Below are 17941 nucleotides of genomic sequence, written 5' to 3' on the forward strand. Positions count from 1 at the left end.
CATTGCATGAGCAGTGCCGTCCTCGGCCGATCGAGGCAGCCGTAAGATGTTGCACGATACAAAATCGTCAGCTTCGAGAGGACTATTGTGCTGCGCACCCAATTTGCCGGATCACTGCGAGCCGCGAACGCCGGGCAGACCGTGACGTTGACCGGCTGGGTGGCGCGCCGACGCGACCACGGCGGCGTGATTTTCATCGATCTGCGGGACAGCTCCGGTCTCGCGCAGGTCGTGTTCCGGGACGAGGCCGTCGCCACGCCCGCGCACCGGTTGCGCGCCGAGTACTGCGTCCAGGTGACCGGCGTTGTCGAGCAGCGTCCGGCAGGCAGCGAGAACCCCAACCTGAAATCCGGCGACGTCGAGGTCAACGCGACCGAGCTGGTCGTTCTCAACGAGTCGGCACCTTTGCCGTTCCAGCTGGACGAGAACCCAGGTGAAGAAGCTCGGCTGAAGTACCGCTACCTCGACCTCCGTCGCGAAGGTCCCGGTTCGGCATTGCGGTTGCGGTCCAAGGTCAACCAGGCCGCCCGTAATGTGCTGCTGGAGCAGGACTTCGTCGAGATCGAGACCCCGACGCTGACCCGTTCGACCCCCGAGGGTGCACGCGACTTCCTGGTCCCCGCACGCTTGCAGCCGGGTACCTTCTACGCACTGCCGCAGAGCCCGCAGCTGTTCAAGCAGTTGCTGATGGTGGCAGGCATGGAGCGTTACTTCCAGATCGCCCGCTGCTACCGCGACGAGGACTTCCGCGCCGACCGCCAGCCCGAGTTCACCCAGCTCGACGTCGAGATGAGTTTCGTCGAGCAGGACGACATCATCGCCCTCGGCGAGCAGATCCTGGTCGCGCTGTGGAAGCTGATCGGCTACGACGTGCAGACCCCGATCCCGCGGATCACCTACGCCGATGCGATGCGCCGGTTCGGCAGTGACAAGCCCGATCTGCGCTTCGACATCGAACTCGTCGAGTGCACCGACTACTTCAAGGACACTCCGTTCCGGGTGTTCCAGGCGCCGTATGTGGGCGCGGTCGTCATGCCCGGCGGTGCAAGCCAGCCCCGCCGTCAGCTCGATGCGTGGCAAGAATGGGCAAAGCAGCGCGGCGCCAAGGGACTGGCGTACGTGCTGGTGCAGGAAGACGGCACGCTCGGTGGTCCGGTTGCCAAGAACCTGTCGGAGGCCGAGCGCGACGGCCTCGTCGCCCATGTCGGTGCCAACCCCGGCGACTGCGTCTTCTTCGCCGCGGGTCCGGTCAAGGCTCAGCGTGCGCTGCTCGGTGCGGCCCGCGGCGAGATCGCCCAGAAGCTCGGACTGATCAAGGACGGCGACTGGGCCTTCACCTGGGTTGTCGACGCACCGCTGTTCGAGCCTGCCGACGAAGCCACCGCAAGCGGTGACGTGGCCGTGGGTTCGGGTGCGTGGACCGCTGTGCACCACGCCTTCACCTCGCCCAAGCCGGAATCGCTTGAGATCCTCGAGTCCGATCCCGGTGCGGCGTTGGCCTACGCCTACGACATCGTCTGCAATGGCAACGAAATCGGCGGCGGTTCGATTCGTATCCACAAGCGTGAGATCCAGGAACTCGTCTTCAAGATCATGGGTATCTCGCACGACGAAGCGCAGGAGAAGTTCGGCTTCCTTCTCGACGCATTTGCGTACGGCGCACCGCCGCACGGCGGAATCGCCTTCGGCTGGGACCGCATCACGGCGCTACTTGCCGGTCAGCCGTCGATCCGCGACGTGATCGCGTTCCCGAAGTCGGGCGGCGGCATCGACCCGCTGACCGATGCGCCTGCGCCGATCACCCCGGAGCAGCGCAAGGAATCAGGCATCGACGCCAAGCCGGCAGCTCCGAAGCAGCAGCAGGCTCCGGCAGCGGCCGGCGAGAAGCAAGCGGCCACCGAGAAGCAGTAGCTCCCGCAAGAAACCTGGATCGACAGATCGCCGGCGGCCTCGTGCCGCCGGCGATCTGCCTTTGGTGGCCTCACACGGTGACGGCCCTGAAGTCTGGCAAATACAGGACCTCCGAGGGCGATTTGCCCTCGGAGCCCTGCTATTTGACGGTTTTCAGGGTGTTAGTGAACAGTGCCAACCCGTGGTTGGCCTAGATCCTGTGCCCGGCGGTGGGGCGAAGATTGTGATGAACTTGCAGCCTCACGTTTTGGGACGCATGGAGGTAACGCCAGTTGACGATCAAGGTGGCACTCGAGCACCGGACCACGTACAACTTCGACAGGTTGACGAAGGTCTACCCACATGTACTGCGCCTGCGGCCGGCGCCACACTCGCGGACCCCGATCGAGGCGTATTCGCTGAAGGTCGAGCCCGGCGACCACTTCATCAACTGGCAACAGGATGCCTTCAGCAACTACCTGGCGCGCTTGGTGTTTCCGGAACCGACAACGGTCCTGAGCTTCACGGTGGGTCTGGTTGCCGACCTCACCGCGATCAACCCGTTCGACTTCTTCATCGAGGAATGGGCCGAGAACGTCGGCTTCGAATACCCGGAAGAACTCCGCCGCGATCTCGAGGTCTATCTGCGGCCGGTGGACGAGACGGGCGCGGACCCGTTGGTGGCCAAGTGGGTTGACGACCACCGTGCGTCCGGGAAGATGCGCGTCATCGACTACCTCGTCCAACTGAATTCGGCAGTGCGCGACGACGTCCGATACACGGTGCGACTCGAGGCAGGCGTGCAGGCGCCGGAGTTCACACTCGACAGCGGGGTCGGCTCGTGCCGCGACTCCGCATGGTTGCTGGTTGCGATTCTGCGCCGTCTCGGTCTGGCGGCACGTTTCGTCTCCGGGTATCTGGTCCAGTTGACGTCCGACATCAAGTCGATCGACGGCCCGTCCGGCCCCGACGCCGACTTCACCGACCTGCATGCCTGGACCGAGGTCTACCTGCCCGGCGCGGGCTGGGTGGGCATGGACCCCACGTCGGGCCTCTTCGCAGGGGAAGGCCACATCCCGCTTGCCGCGACCCCACATCCGGGCGCGGCCGCGCCGATCACCGGCGCCACCGGCAAATGCCATGCGGTGATGGACTTCTCGAACGAGGTCTCCCGCTTCCACGAAGATCCGCGGGTCACGCTGCCGTATTCGGGTGATCAGTGGAAGCGGATCGTCAATCTCGGCACCGACCTCGACGAGCGGATGCGTGAAGCCGACGTCCGGCTGACGATGGGCGGTGAACCGACGTTCGTCTCCCTGGACAACCAGGTCGATCCCGAGTGGCTGACCGACGCCGACGGACCCCACAAGCGTTCACTCGCATCCGATCTGGCCGACCGCGTCAAGAAGATCTACGCGCCGAGCGGTTTGGTGCAGCGCGGTCAGGGCAAGTGGTATCCCGGTGAACCGTTGCCGCGGTGGCAGATCGACCTGATCTGGCGCGCCGACGGAAAAGCACTCTGGAACAACCCCGACCTACTGGATGACCCGTGGCCAACCAAGTACGCCGCACAGGCCACCATGGATTGGCAGGCGCCGGGTGGACTCGGACCGACCGATCCCGCAACGGCCAAGGCGCCCAAGGCATTCATCTCGGCACTGGCACGACGTCTGCGTCTTCCGGACTCGCAGGTGATGCCCGCCTACGAGGATCCGCTGCTGCGGCTCGCCGAGTTGGTGCGGCTGCCTGCGGGCGCACCGCCGGACTCCGAAGCGCAGGCCGCCGAGGCAACCGAGGACGACCTGACGCCCGACAAGGATTCGACAGAGATTCGTAAGCGCCTTCTGGCCGAGCTGGATTCGTCGGTCGGCAGTCCCACCGCCTATGTGATGCCGATCAACCGCGCCGCGGACGGTGTCGGATGGCAGAGCGCACTGTGGCGGACCCGGCGGGGCCGATTGGTCCTGAGTCCTGGCAATTCGCCCGCGGGTCTTCGACTGCCGCTCGATGCTCTCTTCTGGGAGCCGAACATGCAGTTCTTCCTCGCAGATCCCACCGCGTTCGACATCGACCCGCTCGCCGATCTCGCCGCGGCGGATGTGCTGCCGCTACCGCCCGCTTCGTCCGAACCACCTGCCGCGTCCGCACCGCAGATGCCACGGACCGGAATGGCGGGGGAGTCGCTGGTCGGCGCCCGCCCGGGCACGTCCGTGGCCGAGGCAGGTGTTCCCGGAGACGGTGAACCGCTGTGGATCACCCCGGAGATGCAGAAGGCCCGTGCTGCTGCCGAAGCGAAGAAGGCCGCAGAAGCAGAAGCAAACGCGGCGGCACAAACACCCCCGGAACAACCTGATCTCGTCGAACCCTCCGGTCGATCGGTCACCGCACTGGTGGCCGAGGAGCGCAACGGTGTCCTGTACGTCTTCCTTCCTCCTACCCAGACCGGCGACGACTTCGCCGAGCTGGTCAGCCTGATCGAACACAGCGCCGCCGAGGTGGGTAAACCGGTGGTCATCGAGGGATACGGCCCACCGTCGGATCCTCGCCTGACGTCCTTGACGATCACGCCCGACCCCGGTGTCATCGAGGTCAACATCCAGCCGACGGCGTCGTTCGTCGAACAGTCCGAACTCCTCGAAACCCTCTACGACCAGGCTCGCCGGGTCCGGTTGGGCACCGAGTCGTTCGACCTCGACGGGAGCCACGGCGGCACCGGCGGCGGCAACCACATCACACTCGGTGGCATCCGCCCGGCCGATTCACCGATGTTGCGCCGCCCGGATCTGCTGGTCTCGATGCTGACTTACTGGCAGCTGCATCCCTCGCTGTCGTATCTGTTCTCGGGACGGTTCATCGGCACCACCTCGCAGGCACCCCGCGTCGACGAGGGGCGGGAGAGTTCGCTTTACGAACTCGAAGTCGCCTTTGCCGAAATCGATCGCATCAGCGACGAGACCGCGGCAGGCAACACCTCCCATCACCTGCCATGGGTCGCCGACCGGGCGCTGCGCCATCTGCTGACCGACATCACCGGCAACACCCACCGGGCCGAGTTCTGCATCGACAAGCTCTACAGCCCCGACTCGACGCGCGGCCGGCTCGGTCTGCTCGAGCTCCGTGGCTTCGAGATGCCGCCGCACCACCAGATGGCGATGGTGCAATCGCTGCTCGTCCGCAGCCTGGTCTCGTGGTTCTGGGACAAGCCCTACCGGGCGCGGCTGCAACGCCACGGCGCCGACCTGCATGGCCGACATCTGTTGCCGCACTATGTGATCGACGACATCTCCAACGTCGCCGAAGATCTACGCGAGGCCGGCTACGACTTCGACACCGCCTGGCTGGCCCCGTTCACCGAGTTCCGCTTCCCGCGTCTGGGTACGGTTCACATCCGCGATGTCGAGATCGAGCTGCGCGGCGCGATCGAACCCTGGAACGTCCTCGGTGAGGAGTCCGCGTTCGGTGGCACCGCACGGTACGTCGATTCGTCGATCGAGCGGGTCCAGCTCCGAGTCCTCGGCGGAGACATGAATCGCTTCATCCTGACCTGTAACGGTGTCCCGGTTCCGTTGACGCCGACCGGCCGGGCGGGGGAGACCGTCTCCGGTATCCGGTTCCGGGCGTGGCAGCCACCGAGTGCCCTCCATCCGACGATCACCATCGACAGCCCATTGGTCTTCGATCTCATCGATACCCATAACGGGCGGTCGGTGGGCGGTGCGACCTATCACGTGATCCATCCCGGTGGTCTGGCGTACGAACGTCCACCGGTGAACGCGGTGGAGGCCGAGTCGCGTCGCAATGGTCGTTTCGAGGCCTCCGGCCATCACGTCGGCACCGTCGACACCGCCAAGCTCCGTGAGTATCAGGCCAGGCTGGCAACCGATTCCGGTGTGCCCATGATGTTGGATCTACGGCGAGCACGTACAGTCCTTCGGTGACACCGCCAAGGATCGAACCCGCCGGAGTTTTGGACCGATACCGGTCTGACCGGTACGGATTGTTTGATCTGTCGGCCCTGCCGGGATCCCCGTCCGGACCCTTCGACGAGCTGTTCGACAGCACCGGTGCGATCCGCGCCCAGTGGTCCGGCCTGATCGACAATCTGGAGCGGATGGCCGATGCCGGTCTCCGCCAGGCCGATCGGCGGGTGCGCACACTCATCGACGACGACGGCATCACGTACAACGCCCCGACCGGTACCTCCACGCAGCAGCGACGCTGGGAACTCGATTCTGTGCCGCTGCTGTTCGACGGCGCGCAGTGGCAAAGTCTCGAGAAAGGCATCGAGCAGCGGGCGCGAGTGCTCGATGCGCTCCTGTCGGATGTATACGCCGAGCAGAGCGCGATCACCTCGGGTCTGGTGCCACCGGAGATGATCTACGGGCATCCCGGTTTCGTTCGCAAGGCCGCGCGTTTTCCGCAGGTGTGGCCGCACCTGCTGTTCATGCACGCCTGCGACATCGGCCGGGCGCCGAGCGGTGAGTACCTGGTGTATTCGGATCGGACCCAGGCGCCGTCCGGTGTCGGCTACGCATTGGCCGACCGGCAGCTCATGTCGCGGGCATTCCCGCGGCTCCTGCAGCGGTGTGTGCCGCGACCGATGTCGGCGTTTGCGGCCACGGTTCGGATAGCGACGTTCGAATACGCCCCGCAAGGCATCGAGGAACCCACGGTTGCCGTGCTGACACCGGGCTCCCTGTCGGAGACCGCGTTCGATCAGGCCTACCTGGCCTCGATCCTCGGTTTTCCGTTGGTGGAAGCCGCCGACCTGGTGGTCCGTGACGGTGCGGTCTACATGCGGTCGCTGGGAACCTTCAAACGACTCGATGTGATCATCAGGCGGGTCGACTCCGACTATTCCGATCCGCTCGACCTGCGTGCGGACTCCCGCCTCGGCGTCACCGGGCTGGTGGAGGCGGCGTCGCGCGGTTCGGTCACCGTCCTCAACACCCTTGGCAGCGGGGTGCTCGAGAACCCGGCGTTGCACACCGTTCTTCCCGCGATCAGCAAACATTTCCTCGGTGAGGATCTGCTGCTGAACTCGGTGCAGACCTATTGGGCCGGCAACGATCTCGAACACGGAAAGTTGTCGGCCGACCTGCCGTCGCTGGCCATCACGAACTTCCGGACCGGCGAAGAGTTCTCCGGTCCGATGCTCAGTTCGGCCGCGATCGACACGCTGCGCGCCCGGATCTCCACCGAGCCGTGGCAGTGGGTCGGCCGTGTCCTCGAACGTTTCTCGGTTGCGCCGTCGTCCACGCCCGGCCCCAATCGAACGCGCGGTACGGGTTCGCCGCTGCGTGCGGCACCCGTCGGCATTCGGTCGTTCAGCGTCGCTCAGGGTTCGGGGTACGCGGTTCTGCCCGGCGGCCTCGGCCAGGTGCTCGCCGAGGGAGCCGCCGGGTCGGCGATGAATGCCGTTGCCGGAAAAGATGTCTGGGTGACCACCGTAGAACCGGCTGCCGGCCAGATCCGGGTGGAAGAATCGGGTGGTGCACCAGAACGCACTCGGCCGATCATCGTCACCGGTGCCAGGCCCAGCGCGGTCCGCGCGAGTTCCGATCCGGTGGTCAGCTCGCCTCGCGTGCTGTCCGACCTGTTCTGGTTCGGCCGCTACGGCGAGCGGGCCGAGCTGACCACGAGGATGGTCAAGGTCGCCCGCGAACGTTACGAGGACTACCGCTACCGACCGTGGATGACGGGTACGGCGTCGATCCCGTTGTTCCTGAGCGCAATTGCGTCTGCGTCCGGCAATCGCGCGGTTCTGCAGGACACCGCGGGCCTACTCGACTTCGACAGCAGCAAACCCCCGGACCCCGACGAGGTCCTGGCCGCGACGACGCGCTTGCACATGATGACCACCGCCCGCCGGACCCCGGGTTCGGTTGCCTTTGCAGTCGACCGTCTACAACAACTGGCCCGCGCGATCCGCGACCAACTGTCGACGAGCACGTGGATGGTGCTCGGTTCCATCGACCGCGCACTGAACGAATTGGGTACCGGACCGGCGGCCGGTGCGAGCGAGGACTCCGAGCGCGACGGTTCCGAACTCGGCCGGGCACACGACGACATCCTGCACGGGCTCCTGGCCCTGGCCGGATTGCAAGCCGAATCGATGGTGCACGACCCGGGCTGGTTGTTCATGGACATCGGGCGCCGGGTGGAACGCGCGCAGATGCTGGCCGGCCTGACCTCGGCCATCCTGGTGCCGCAATATGACTCGGACACCGAACAGGGCTTGCTTGAGGCGTATCTGTCGGCCAGCGAGTCGGTCATCATCTACCGCCGTCGTAACCGGGGCATCGTCCGGCTCAGTGCGGTGGCCGACCTGATGCTGTTCGACGAGGGCAACCCTCGGGCGATGATCTACCAGCTCCAGACACTGCGCGACGACTTGAGCTCGCTGCCGTCGATCGTCCGTTCTGCTGCCGCCGAGCGCATCGTCGAGGATCTGGTGGCAGAACTGCGCCGCGTCGACCCGGCGGACCTGGCCGCGATCGGTGCCGGAGGCAAGCGGGTGGAGTTGGCCGAATTGATGCGCACGCTGGACAAAGGACTCCGAGAGCTCTCGGATGTACTCGGGCGCACCAGATTTGCTTACCCTGTCGATATGCAGCCACTCTGGGGTGCCGGATCGGAGGGGACGCTGTGAACATTGCCGACAACCGATCGCTGCCCACCACAGATCTGATCGAGGGAGCGCCGCGGCGCTACAAGATCACGCACCGGACCCGCTACGACTACGACGACGTGGTCAGCAGCAGTTACGGCCGCTGCCATCTGCAACCCCGCGAGCTGCCAGGGCAGCGGGTGATCGACAGTGCGATCACCATCGACCCCGAGCCCTCAGACCGCTCGACCGGCGTCGACATCTACGGCAACTACGACAGCTACTTCCACGTCCGGACGCCGCATCGGCGGCTCGAGGTGACCGGTGTGTCGACGGTGGACGTGGATCCGCTGGATCAGGAACTGCTCAACTCGGCCGCAGCCCGGGCTCCGTGGGAATCGGCTCGGCCATCCGGACCCGCGGGCGCTCGCGCGGTGGAGTTCCGCCTCGACCTGTACCCGCCTGAGATCAGCGCTGCGGTCATCGACTACGCGTCGACGATATTCACGCCCGGCGCGCCGTTGCTCGATGTCGTGGTGGAACTCACCACCCGCATCTTCCGTGATTTCACCTACCGCTCGGGGTCCACGGCGATCAGCACCAAGGTCGATACGGTCATGGAGCGTCGCGAGGGTGTCTGCCAGGACTTCGCGCGGGTGGCCATCGCATGTTTGCGGTCGCAGGGGCTCGCCGCCCGGTATGTCTCGGGTTACCTGGCCACCGACCCGCCGCCGGGGCGGGAACGGATCTTCGGGGCCGATGCCTCGCATGCGTGGGCGGCGGTGTGGCTTCCCGGCGACCGCTGGATCGCGTTCGACCCCACCAATGACAAGCTCGTCGACGAACGCCATGTCACGGTCGCCTGGGGCCGCGACTACGACGATGTACCACCGTTGAGGGGCGTCATCTATACCGAATCCCGGAAGAGTGAGATCGACGTTTCGGTGGATGTGTCCCCGGAAAATTGATGCTCATTTCCCGTGGCAGTGATTCACGTCCTACCTTTTGGGTAGGTTGTAGGGGATGACTGTTCTTGCCGATAGCCAGAAAACCGGCGCGGTGCAGGCAGCCGAGCGGCTTCTTGCCGCTCGCGCCGGCGCCCCGGTGTCCTTAGCCGAACCCTATGACCTCGGTGGCAGCGGTCGCACCCAAGTCTTGCGAGTTCGAGTCGCCCAGAATCCGTTTTCGGCGGATCGCACGCTGGTGATCAAGGTTCTCGGCGACGGGGAGACCGAATCGGGAGCCTCGTTCTACCGCGAGGTCGCCTCGTACAAGTACGCCAACACGCTGCCGATGGCATCGCGGCCGGGGCCGGCGCTGATCGCCTTTGATCTCGCTTCCCGTGTCCTGGTGCTCTCCGACCTCGGCGACGGCCGTTCGATGACCGAATTGCTGACCAGCAACGACACCGCAGCCGTCGGTGGCTCCCTGAGTGCCTGGGGCCAGGCCCTTGGCCGGATGCACGCGGCCACGGTCGGCGGCGAGAACGACTTCGCGGCACTGCTCCGGCAGGGTGGCGACGGTGTCGCCGCAGATGCGCTGCACAGTCAGTTCGCGGCCGCGGTGGCCTCGGCGCCCCGGGTCGTCACCGAGATGCTCGGGTTGGATCTCGACCCGATCGTCCTCGAATCGCTCGAAGCCGCGTACTCCCTGTTCGGCGAAGGTGAACACCGGGCCTTCAGCCCCTCGGATGTCGGTCCCGAAAACATCCTGATCAACGGCGACGGGGTGCGGTTCCTCGACTACGAGTGGGGCGGGTTCCGCGACGCCACGCTCGACATCGCGTACGCATTGGTGACATTTACACCGTGGCTGTCGCCGAGTTCGGCGGCCGGCCGGGACGAACTCGAAACCCTGATGGTCGATGCCTGGCGCTCCGAGGTGCAGGCGATCTGGCCGAGCCTGGGCTCCGACCGGGAGCTGGCACGCAAGATCGTCCTCGCCCGGTTGGCGTGGGTGTGGCTGTCCACGATGTGGATGCTGCCGGTCGACGACGCCGATGTGGGTCGTGCCGACGAGGCCCACGGACTGGCACTGAGTACTTCGGATCCCCGTGTGATCGTGGACCGGTGGTCCGGGCTGGCCGCTGCCGCCCGTCGGGCCGCCGAGCCAGCGCTGGCCGAGTTCGCGGACTCTGTCGGTCAGGCGCTGGATTCCTCCTGGCTGCACTGACGTCCCAGCAGCCATGACCAATGAACAGGGCGGCCTTTTTGATGCCCCCGCCGCTCCGCCGGAGCTGATCACCAGCGGACTGGCGCGGCCTGCCACCAGTGCGCCGCTGGCTGTCCGGATGCGACCGCAAACGCTCGAAGAGATTGTCGGACAAGAACATCTACTCGAAGCGGGCTCTCCGCTGCGGAGACTGATCGACGGTTCCGGTGCGGCATCGGTGCTGCTGTTCGGTCCGCCGGGCACCGGCAAGACGACCATGGCGGCCCTGATCTCGACCGCCGCCGGTGGCCGCTTCGAAGCGCTTTCGGCGTTGTCGTCCGGGGTCAAAGAAGTCCGTGCGGTGATCGATGCCGCGCGTCGACGGCTCATCGCCGGTACCCAGACCGTGCTGTTCATCGACGAGGTCCACCGCTTCTCCAAGACCCAGCAGGACGCGCTGCTCGACGCCGTGGAGAACCGGATCGTGCTGCTCGTCGCAGCGACGACCGAGAATCCGTCGTTCTCGGTGGTGGCGCCGCTGTTGTCCCGATCGCTGGTTCTGCAACTGCGGTCGCTGAGCAATGCCGACATCCGAAAGTTGTTGGTGCGGGCCGCCGCCGATCCCCGTGGACTCGGTGGTGCGGTCACGATCGACGACGATGCGCTCGACCACCTGGAGAAGATCTCCAGCGGTGACGCGCGGCGCGGACTGACCGCTCTCGAGGCGGCCGCCGACGCAGTCCTGTCGGACACCGACGCCAACGCCGACAGGCCGGCCGCGGTCACACTGGCCTACGTCGAATCCGCGGTTGATCGGGCCGCCGTGCGGTACGACCGCGGAGGTGATCAGCATTACGACGTCATCAGCGCCTTCATCAAGTCGATTCGGGGTTCCGATGTGGATGCGGCGCTGCACTATCTGGCCCGGATGATCAGTGCGGGGGAGGACCCCCGATTCATCGCCCGCCGTCTGATCGTGCACGCCAGCGAAGACATCGGCATGGCTGATCCGACGGCGTTGCAGACGGCAACGGCCGCCGCGCAGGCCGTACAGCTGATCGGCATGCCCGAGGCCCGGCTTGCATTGGCGCAGGCAACGATTCACCTCGCGACCGCACCCAAGTCGGCGGCGGTGATCACCGCCATCGGGGCCGCCGTCGCCGACGTCGAAGGTGGGAAGGCCGGCTCGGTTCCACCGCATCTGCGCGACGGCCACTATGCGGGGGCCGCGAAGCTCGGCAACGCGGTCGGCTACCGGTATCCACACGACGCCCCGGACGGTGTGTTGCGGCAGCAGTATCCGCCAGACGAACTGGTCGGCGTCGACTACTACGAGCCGACCGACCGTGGTCGGGAACGTGACATCGGGGTGCGCCTGGGGCGCCTGCGCAACATCATCCGCGGGCGTCGGTGACGCCGGAGCCGGGTTTGTCTGGTCTCGGGGGTGCGACTCCGGCGTGGCCTTGCCAGTAGTGTGGGTTAGTCACGTTCTAATAAACGGATGCCGATTCGCCTGGAACCAGGTGCAGTCACGGAGTATGGGCCTGGACAACCAGGTGGAGTCACAGAGTGAGGACAGTCAGTGCAGACGCATGAGATCAGGAAGCGGTTCCTGGATCACTTCATCAAGGCCGGACACGTCGAGGTGCCGAGTGCGTCCCTGATCCTCGAGGATCCCAATCTGCTGTTCGTCAATGCCGGCATGGTGCCGTTCAAGCCGTACTTCCTCGGTGAGCAGACCCCGCCGTATGTGCGGGCCACCAGCATTCAGAAGTGTGTCCGCACCCTCGACATCGAGGAAGTGGGCATCACCACACGCCACAACACGTTCTTCCAGATGGCAGGCAACTTCTCGTTCGGCGACTACTTCAAGCGAGAAGCGATTCATTTCGCCTGGACGCTGCTGACCAACTCCGTCGACGACGGTGGCTACGGCATCGACCCGACGCGCCTGTGGCCAACCGTGTATCTCGACGACGACGAGGCCGCCGCGATCTGGCATGACGAGATCGGTGTGCCCGCCGAGCGGATCCAGTGCCGCGGCATGAAGGACAACTACTGGTCGATGGGTGTCCCCGGACCCTGTGGACCGAGCTCGGAGATCTTCTACGACCGCGGTCCCGACTACGGCGCCCCGGGCGGACCCGAGGCCGACGAGGACCGCTACATCGAGATCTGGAACCTGGTCTTCATGCAGAACCAGCGGGGTCCCGGTGGTGGCAAGGACGGCTACGAGATCCTCGGACCGCTGCCGAAGAAGAACATCGACACCGGCATGGGCATCGAGCGTGTCGCCTGCATCCTGCAGGGTGTCGAGAACGTCTACGAAACCGATCTGCTGGCACCGGTCATCGGGGTCGCCGAGCGCCTGACCGGCCGCACCTACGGAGCGGATCCCGCCGATTCGGTCCGTTTCCGCGTCATCGCCGATCACGCCCGCACCGCGGTGATGTTGATCGCCGACGGGATCACGCCCGGCAACGACGGTCGCGGTTACGTACTGCGTCGCCTGCTGCGCCGAATCGTGCGCTCGGCCCGGCTCCTCGGTGCCACCGGCGCCACGATGAAGGCGTTCACCGACGCCGTCATCGACACGATGACCGCGTCGTACCCCGAACTCGCCGACAAGCGCGCCCGGATCGTCAGCACGTCGGTCGGTGAGGAAGACGCCTTCCTCAAGACCCTGACCGCGGGTTCGCGGCTGTTCGACGACGCCGCCGAGACCACCAAGTCGTCCGGTGCCACCCGGATCAGCGGCAAAGACGCGTTCGCGTTGCACGACACCTACGGATTCCCGATCGACCTCACACTGGAGATGGCCGCCGAGGCCGGACTCTCGGTGGACGAGGCCGGGTTCAAAGAACTGATGACCGAGCAGCGGCAGCGCGCGAAAGCCGATGCGACCGCTCGTAAGGCTGGTCACGCGGATCTCAGTGTGTACCGCGAGTTCCTCGATCGTGGACCGACCGTGTTCACCGGGTTCGACGAACTCAATTCGGAGTCAAAGGTTTTGGGTCTGGTCGCCGACGGGCAGCGCGTGCGAAGCGCGTTCGCCGGTCAGGAGATCGAGGTGATCCTGGACCGCAGCCCGCTCTACGCCGAGGCCGGTGGCCAGATCGCCGACATCGGAACCATCACGACGTCGTCGGGGCTGCGCCTGTCGGTCAAAGACGTACAGAAGGTCGGCAAGTCGGTCTGGCTGCACCGCGCCGTCATCGAAGAGGGCGAGATCGCCGAGGGTGACGAAGTCCTCACCCAGGTCGACGCCGCCTGGCGTCACGGTGCCACCCAGGGCCACTCCGGTACCCACCTCGTGGGAGCCGCGTTGCGCCAGGTCCTCGGACCGACCGCAACACAGGCGGGTTCACTCAACCGGCCCGGCTACCTGCGGTTCGACTTCGCATCGCAGGGCGCGCTGACCGAGGCGCAGCGCGGTGAGATCGAAGAGATCACCAACGCTGCGGTCGAGGCGAACTACCCGGTCAACACGTTCGAAACCGGAATCGACGATGCCAAGGCGATGGGCGCGCTGGCGCTCTTCGGTGAGAACTACGGTGACGTCGTCCGAGTGGTCGAGATGGGTGGACCGTTCTCGATGGAACTGTGCGGTGGAACCCACGTCGGTTCGTCGGCGCAGGTCGGTCCGGTCACCTTGCTCGGTGAGTCGTCGGTCGGTTCCGGTGTGCGACGGGTCGAGGCGTACGTCGGGCTCGACTCCTACCGCTACCTGGCCAAGGAACGCGCACTGCTGGCCGGACTGGCCTCGTCCCTCAAGGTGCCGAGCGACCAGGTTCCCGGACGGGTCGAGTCGCTCGTGACGAAACTCAAGGAAGCCGAAAAGCAGATCGAGAAGATGCGGGCCGACGCGGCGAAAGCATCAGTGGGTTCGCTGATCGACGACGCGACGCGTGTCGGTGACGTGTTGGTGGTCGCCGGAAAGCTCGACGGTATGGACGCCGGTGACCTGCGGACACTGGCCGCGGACCTGCGCGGACGCGTGGGCTCGGACAACGCCGTTGTGGTGCTTTTCTCGGCATCGGGCGACAAGGTGCCGTTTGCCGTCGCGACCACCGCGGCAGCCCGCGACGCCGGGATCAAGGCCGGCGATCTTGTTCGCGAACTCGCGCCGCTGGTCTCGGGTCGGGGAGGCGGAAAGCCGGACCTGGCACAGGGTTCCGGTAGCGACGCCGCAGGTATTGATTCAGCGCTGGTTCGGCTGCGTGAACTGGTCGGCTCGGCTCGATGACGCTGACGCCCCGAGGGCGCCGTATCGCCATCGACGTCGGCAGCGTTCGGATCGGAGTGGCCTCGTGTGATCCCGACGGGATCCTGGCCACTCCGGTCGAGACTGTCGCCCGAACCCCCAAAGGTGATGCCGATCTGAGGCGACTCGCCGAAATTGTCGCCGAATACGACGCTGTGGGCGTTATCGTCGGACTGCCGAAAACGTTGCGCGACGAGCACGGTCATGCCGCCGCCCTCGCCACCGAGTTCGGTGACGCGCTGGCCCGGCGCATCTCGCCGGTGCCGGTGATGTACTCCGATGAACGTTTGACAACGGTGACCGCACAACAAGCACTACGTTCGTCCGGTGTTCGGGCGAAGTTCCAGAAATCTGTGATCGATCAGGCAGCTGCCACCGCGATCCTCCAGAACTGGCTGGATCTGCAGGCAAGTCAGGAAGGCCGCGGGTGAGCGACGACGGATCCGACGATCGTCGGGCGCAGGCAGAGCCGGGTCGCCGTCGTCGGCGCGCGGACACTCCCTATGACCCCGATCGTCTGAAGTACTTCACTCAGGGAAACGGAACGGCACCGAACCGCAGACGTGGACCCGAGGTGATCCCACCGCGTGATCCGGCAGCAGGTCGTCGCACACCGCCACCGCCACCTCCGCGGGAGGCGCCACCTCGGCGGGCGAGCGCGCCACCGCCGGAAGCCCTGTGGGAGCCCCACCCCGGACCCCAGCAACCTCCGTCGCAGCCGATCCCGCGACAGCAACCCCCATCGCAGCCGATCCCGCGACAGCAACCCCCATCGCAGCCGATCCCGCGACAGCAACCCCCATCGCAGCCGATCCCGCGACAGCGACCGGCTCCGCGGGCTGTCGAGCCTGCGTATCCGCACGCGTACGACCCCGATCCCAGGCGTGACGAGCGGGCGCCCTACGTCGATCCGGTTCGTGAGGAGTACGCCGACCGCCGCGAAGGGACGGCCCGCGTCCGGTCACCCAAGCGCACCGCCGCGGCGACAGCGCGCCGCAAGAAGCGGAGACTGATCGTGATCTCGGCCGCGGTCGTCTTCATGCTGGCCCTGGTCGGTGGCATCGGATACGCCGGACTACGCGTTGCCGGATTCTTCGGAACCGACGACAAAGACTTCACGAACGTCGCAGGCACCTCGGATGTTCTCGTGTCGATCCCGCAGGATGCGACGCTGACCCAGTTCGGCGAGATCCTCGAAGAAAACGACGTGGTCGGCAGCGTCAACGCCTTCACGCTTGCGGCCGATGACCAGCCGATATCGGCCGGTTACTACAAACTCCGCACCGAGATCCCGGCCAGCACTGCGGTGTCGATGCTGACGAACATGGACAGCCGGGTCGGCCGGGTGGTCATCCCGGAGGGTCTGCAGCTCGACTCCAAGGACGGCATCGACGGCAAGACCACCGCGGGCATCTTCGCCCGGGTTGCCGAGGCCACCACCGTCGACCTCAACGGCGTGACGCAGGGCTCCACGGTCGAGGATCTGGCCCAGGCCGCGGCGACCGCCACTCCACAAGAACTCGGTGTGCCCGAGTGGGCCGTAGATGCGGTGTCGGCGCTTGATGGCGATCATCGCCGCATCGAGGGTCTGATCGCGCCGACGTCGTGGGAGATGATCGATCCCGGCCTCACCCCGGTGCAGATGCTGAACTACCTGATCTCGCGCAGCGCAGACCTGTTCGCGCAGTGGGGGCTGCCCGCATCGGGCACCTCGTCGACGGGCCTGAACCCGTACCAGACGCTGGTGTCGGCCTCGATCGTCGAACGTGAGGTCAACACCGCCGAGGATTATCCGAAGGTCGCCCGGGTCATCGCCAATCGGCTCGGCGTCGACCAGGCCCTACAGATGGACTCGACGGTCAACTACACCTCCGCCATCCAGAACATCGATGTGGCCGGTGACGATTTCGTGGCACCCACCAAGTGGAACACCTACCAGCAGAAGGGTTTACCGGTCACCCCGATCGGCGCGGTCGGCCAGCCCGCATTGCTGGCAGCGATCGAACCGCCGGTCGGTAACTGGTTGTACTTTGTCACAGTCGATCAGCAGGGGACCACGCTGTTCACCGAGGACTACGAGCAGCACAAGCGCAACCGCCAACAGGCTTGCGACAATTCGATTCTCCAGACCAACTGCTGATGACGTGCCGTGGCAGAGCTGCCGCGATCCTGGGATCGCCGGTGGCACACTCGAAATCGCCCGCGTTGCATCTGGCGGCGTACCGGGCATTGGGTCTTGTCGACTGGACCTACGAGCGCATCGAGTGCACCGCGGAGCAACTCCCATCGCTGGTCTCGGGTATCGATGAGAAGTACATCGGGTTCTCGGTGACGATGCCGGGCAAACGGGCCGCGCTGGAGTTCGCCGATCACCGCACCGACCGTGCGATTGCCGTGGGCTCGGCCAACACGCTGGTCCGGGTCGCCGGTGGCTGGCGCGCGGATTGCACCGACATCGACGGTGCGGCGGCAGCCCTGGCCGAACTCCAGATCGATCAGGCGCCGACGAGACACGCTGTTGTCATCGGAGCGGGCGGAACTGCCGCACCGGTCCTGGCGGCGCTGGCCGATGCCGGTATCGGCGAAGTGAGCATCGTCGCTCGCAGCCGTGCCCGGGCCGCTGAGGTGCTGGCCGTTGCCGACGCGCTGGGTCTGGCCACCGACATCCTGCCGTTCGAACCGACTCCGGAACTGGCGGACCGCGCGGCCACCGCCGCAGTGGTCGTCAACACGGTTCCGGCTGCGGCCGCCGAGCCGCTGGCCCGGGCTCTGGCACCGACAGCACGACTGTTCGACGTCATCTACAGCCCCTGGCCGACCCCGCTGGCCGCCGCTGTCAGCGAATCCGGTGGCGCCGTGGTCGGTGGGCTGGTGATGCTCCTGAATCAGGCGCTGGGACAGGTCGAGCAGTTCACCGGCATGAAGGCTCCGCTGGACGTGATGGCCGCCGCGCTCGACTGACTCGGCCAACAACGACCGATTCGTCCACAGAGTCGGTGCCCATCCACAATCGGGCTGCCGGTGGC

General features: G+C 66.0%; 10 protein-coding genes. All 10 read left to right on the plus strand.

Annotated features, from left to right (window positions below):
* The first annotated feature begins 87 nt into the window (after window positions 1-87).
* The 10 genes from aspS (at window position 88) to AC1TQG_RS18600 (ending at window position 17876) form a co-directional block, all read left to right on the plus strand.
* Window positions 88-1911, plus strand: a complete 1824-nt coding sequence (aspS, locus tag AC1TQG_RS18555) for an aspartate--tRNA ligase (RefSeq protein WP_482139312.1) — start codon at window positions 88-90, stop codon at window positions 1909-1911.
* A 272-nt stretch (window positions 1912-2183) separates the two neighbouring features.
* Window positions 2184-5828 (plus strand): transglutaminase family protein, encoded by a 3645-nt coding sequence (locus AC1TQG_RS18560; RefSeq protein ID WP_482139313.1) that lies wholly within the window; start codon window positions 2184-2186, stop codon window positions 5826-5828.
* Window positions 5825-8542 carry a circularly permuted type 2 ATP-grasp protein gene (locus tag AC1TQG_RS18565; RefSeq protein WP_482139314.1) on the plus strand — a complete coding sequence of 906 codons (2718 nt, stop codon included), beginning with the start codon at window positions 5825-5827 and terminating at the stop codon, window positions 8540-8542. Before AC1TQG_RS18560 ends, AC1TQG_RS18565 begins: the two co-directional genes overlap by 4 nt.
* Before the next feature lie 2 nt (window positions 8543-8544).
* On the plus strand, window positions 8545-9468 hold the full coding sequence (locus AC1TQG_RS18570; protein WP_482139900.1) for a transglutaminase family protein: 924 nt from the start codon (window positions 8545-8547) through the stop codon (window positions 9466-9468).
* 55 nt (window positions 9469-9523) lie between these two features.
* Window positions 9524-10672 (plus strand): phosphotransferase family protein, encoded by a 1149-nt coding sequence (locus AC1TQG_RS18575; RefSeq protein WP_482139315.1) that lies wholly within the window; start codon window positions 9524-9526, stop codon window positions 10670-10672.
* 13 nt (window positions 10673-10685) lie between these two features.
* On the plus strand, window positions 10686-12065 hold the full coding sequence (locus tag AC1TQG_RS18580) for a replication-associated recombination protein A (protein WP_482139316.1): 1380 nt from the start codon (window positions 10686-10688) through the stop codon (window positions 12063-12065).
* Between the two features lie 168 nt (window positions 12066-12233).
* The gene (gene alaS / locus AC1TQG_RS18585) at window positions 12234-14897 is read left to right on the plus strand and encodes an alanine--tRNA ligase (protein ID WP_482139317.1); all 2664 of its coding nucleotides are present in this window, start codon (window positions 12234-12236) and stop codon (window positions 14895-14897) included.
* A complete protein-coding gene (gene ruvX / locus AC1TQG_RS18590; protein WP_482139318.1) occupies window positions 14894-15346 on the plus strand; it encodes a Holliday junction resolvase RuvX in 453 nt (150 codons plus the stop codon). The genes alaS and ruvX overlap by 4 nt, the downstream gene beginning before the upstream one ends.
* Window positions 15343-17055, plus strand: coding sequence for an endolytic transglycosylase MltG (gene mltG, locus AC1TQG_RS18595; protein ID WP_482139319.1), 1713 nt, complete (start codon window positions 15343-15345; stop codon window positions 17053-17055). Before ruvX ends, mltG begins: the two co-directional genes overlap by 4 nt.
* Entirely contained in the window at window positions 17055-17876 is an 822-nt protein-coding gene (locus AC1TQG_RS18600; RefSeq protein ID WP_482139320.1) for a shikimate dehydrogenase, read from the plus strand. Before mltG ends, AC1TQG_RS18600 begins: the two co-directional genes overlap by 1 nt.
* The last annotated feature ends 65 nt before the right edge of the window (window positions 17877-17941 follow it).

The organism is Williamsia sp. Y844 (genome assembly GCF_056786475.1).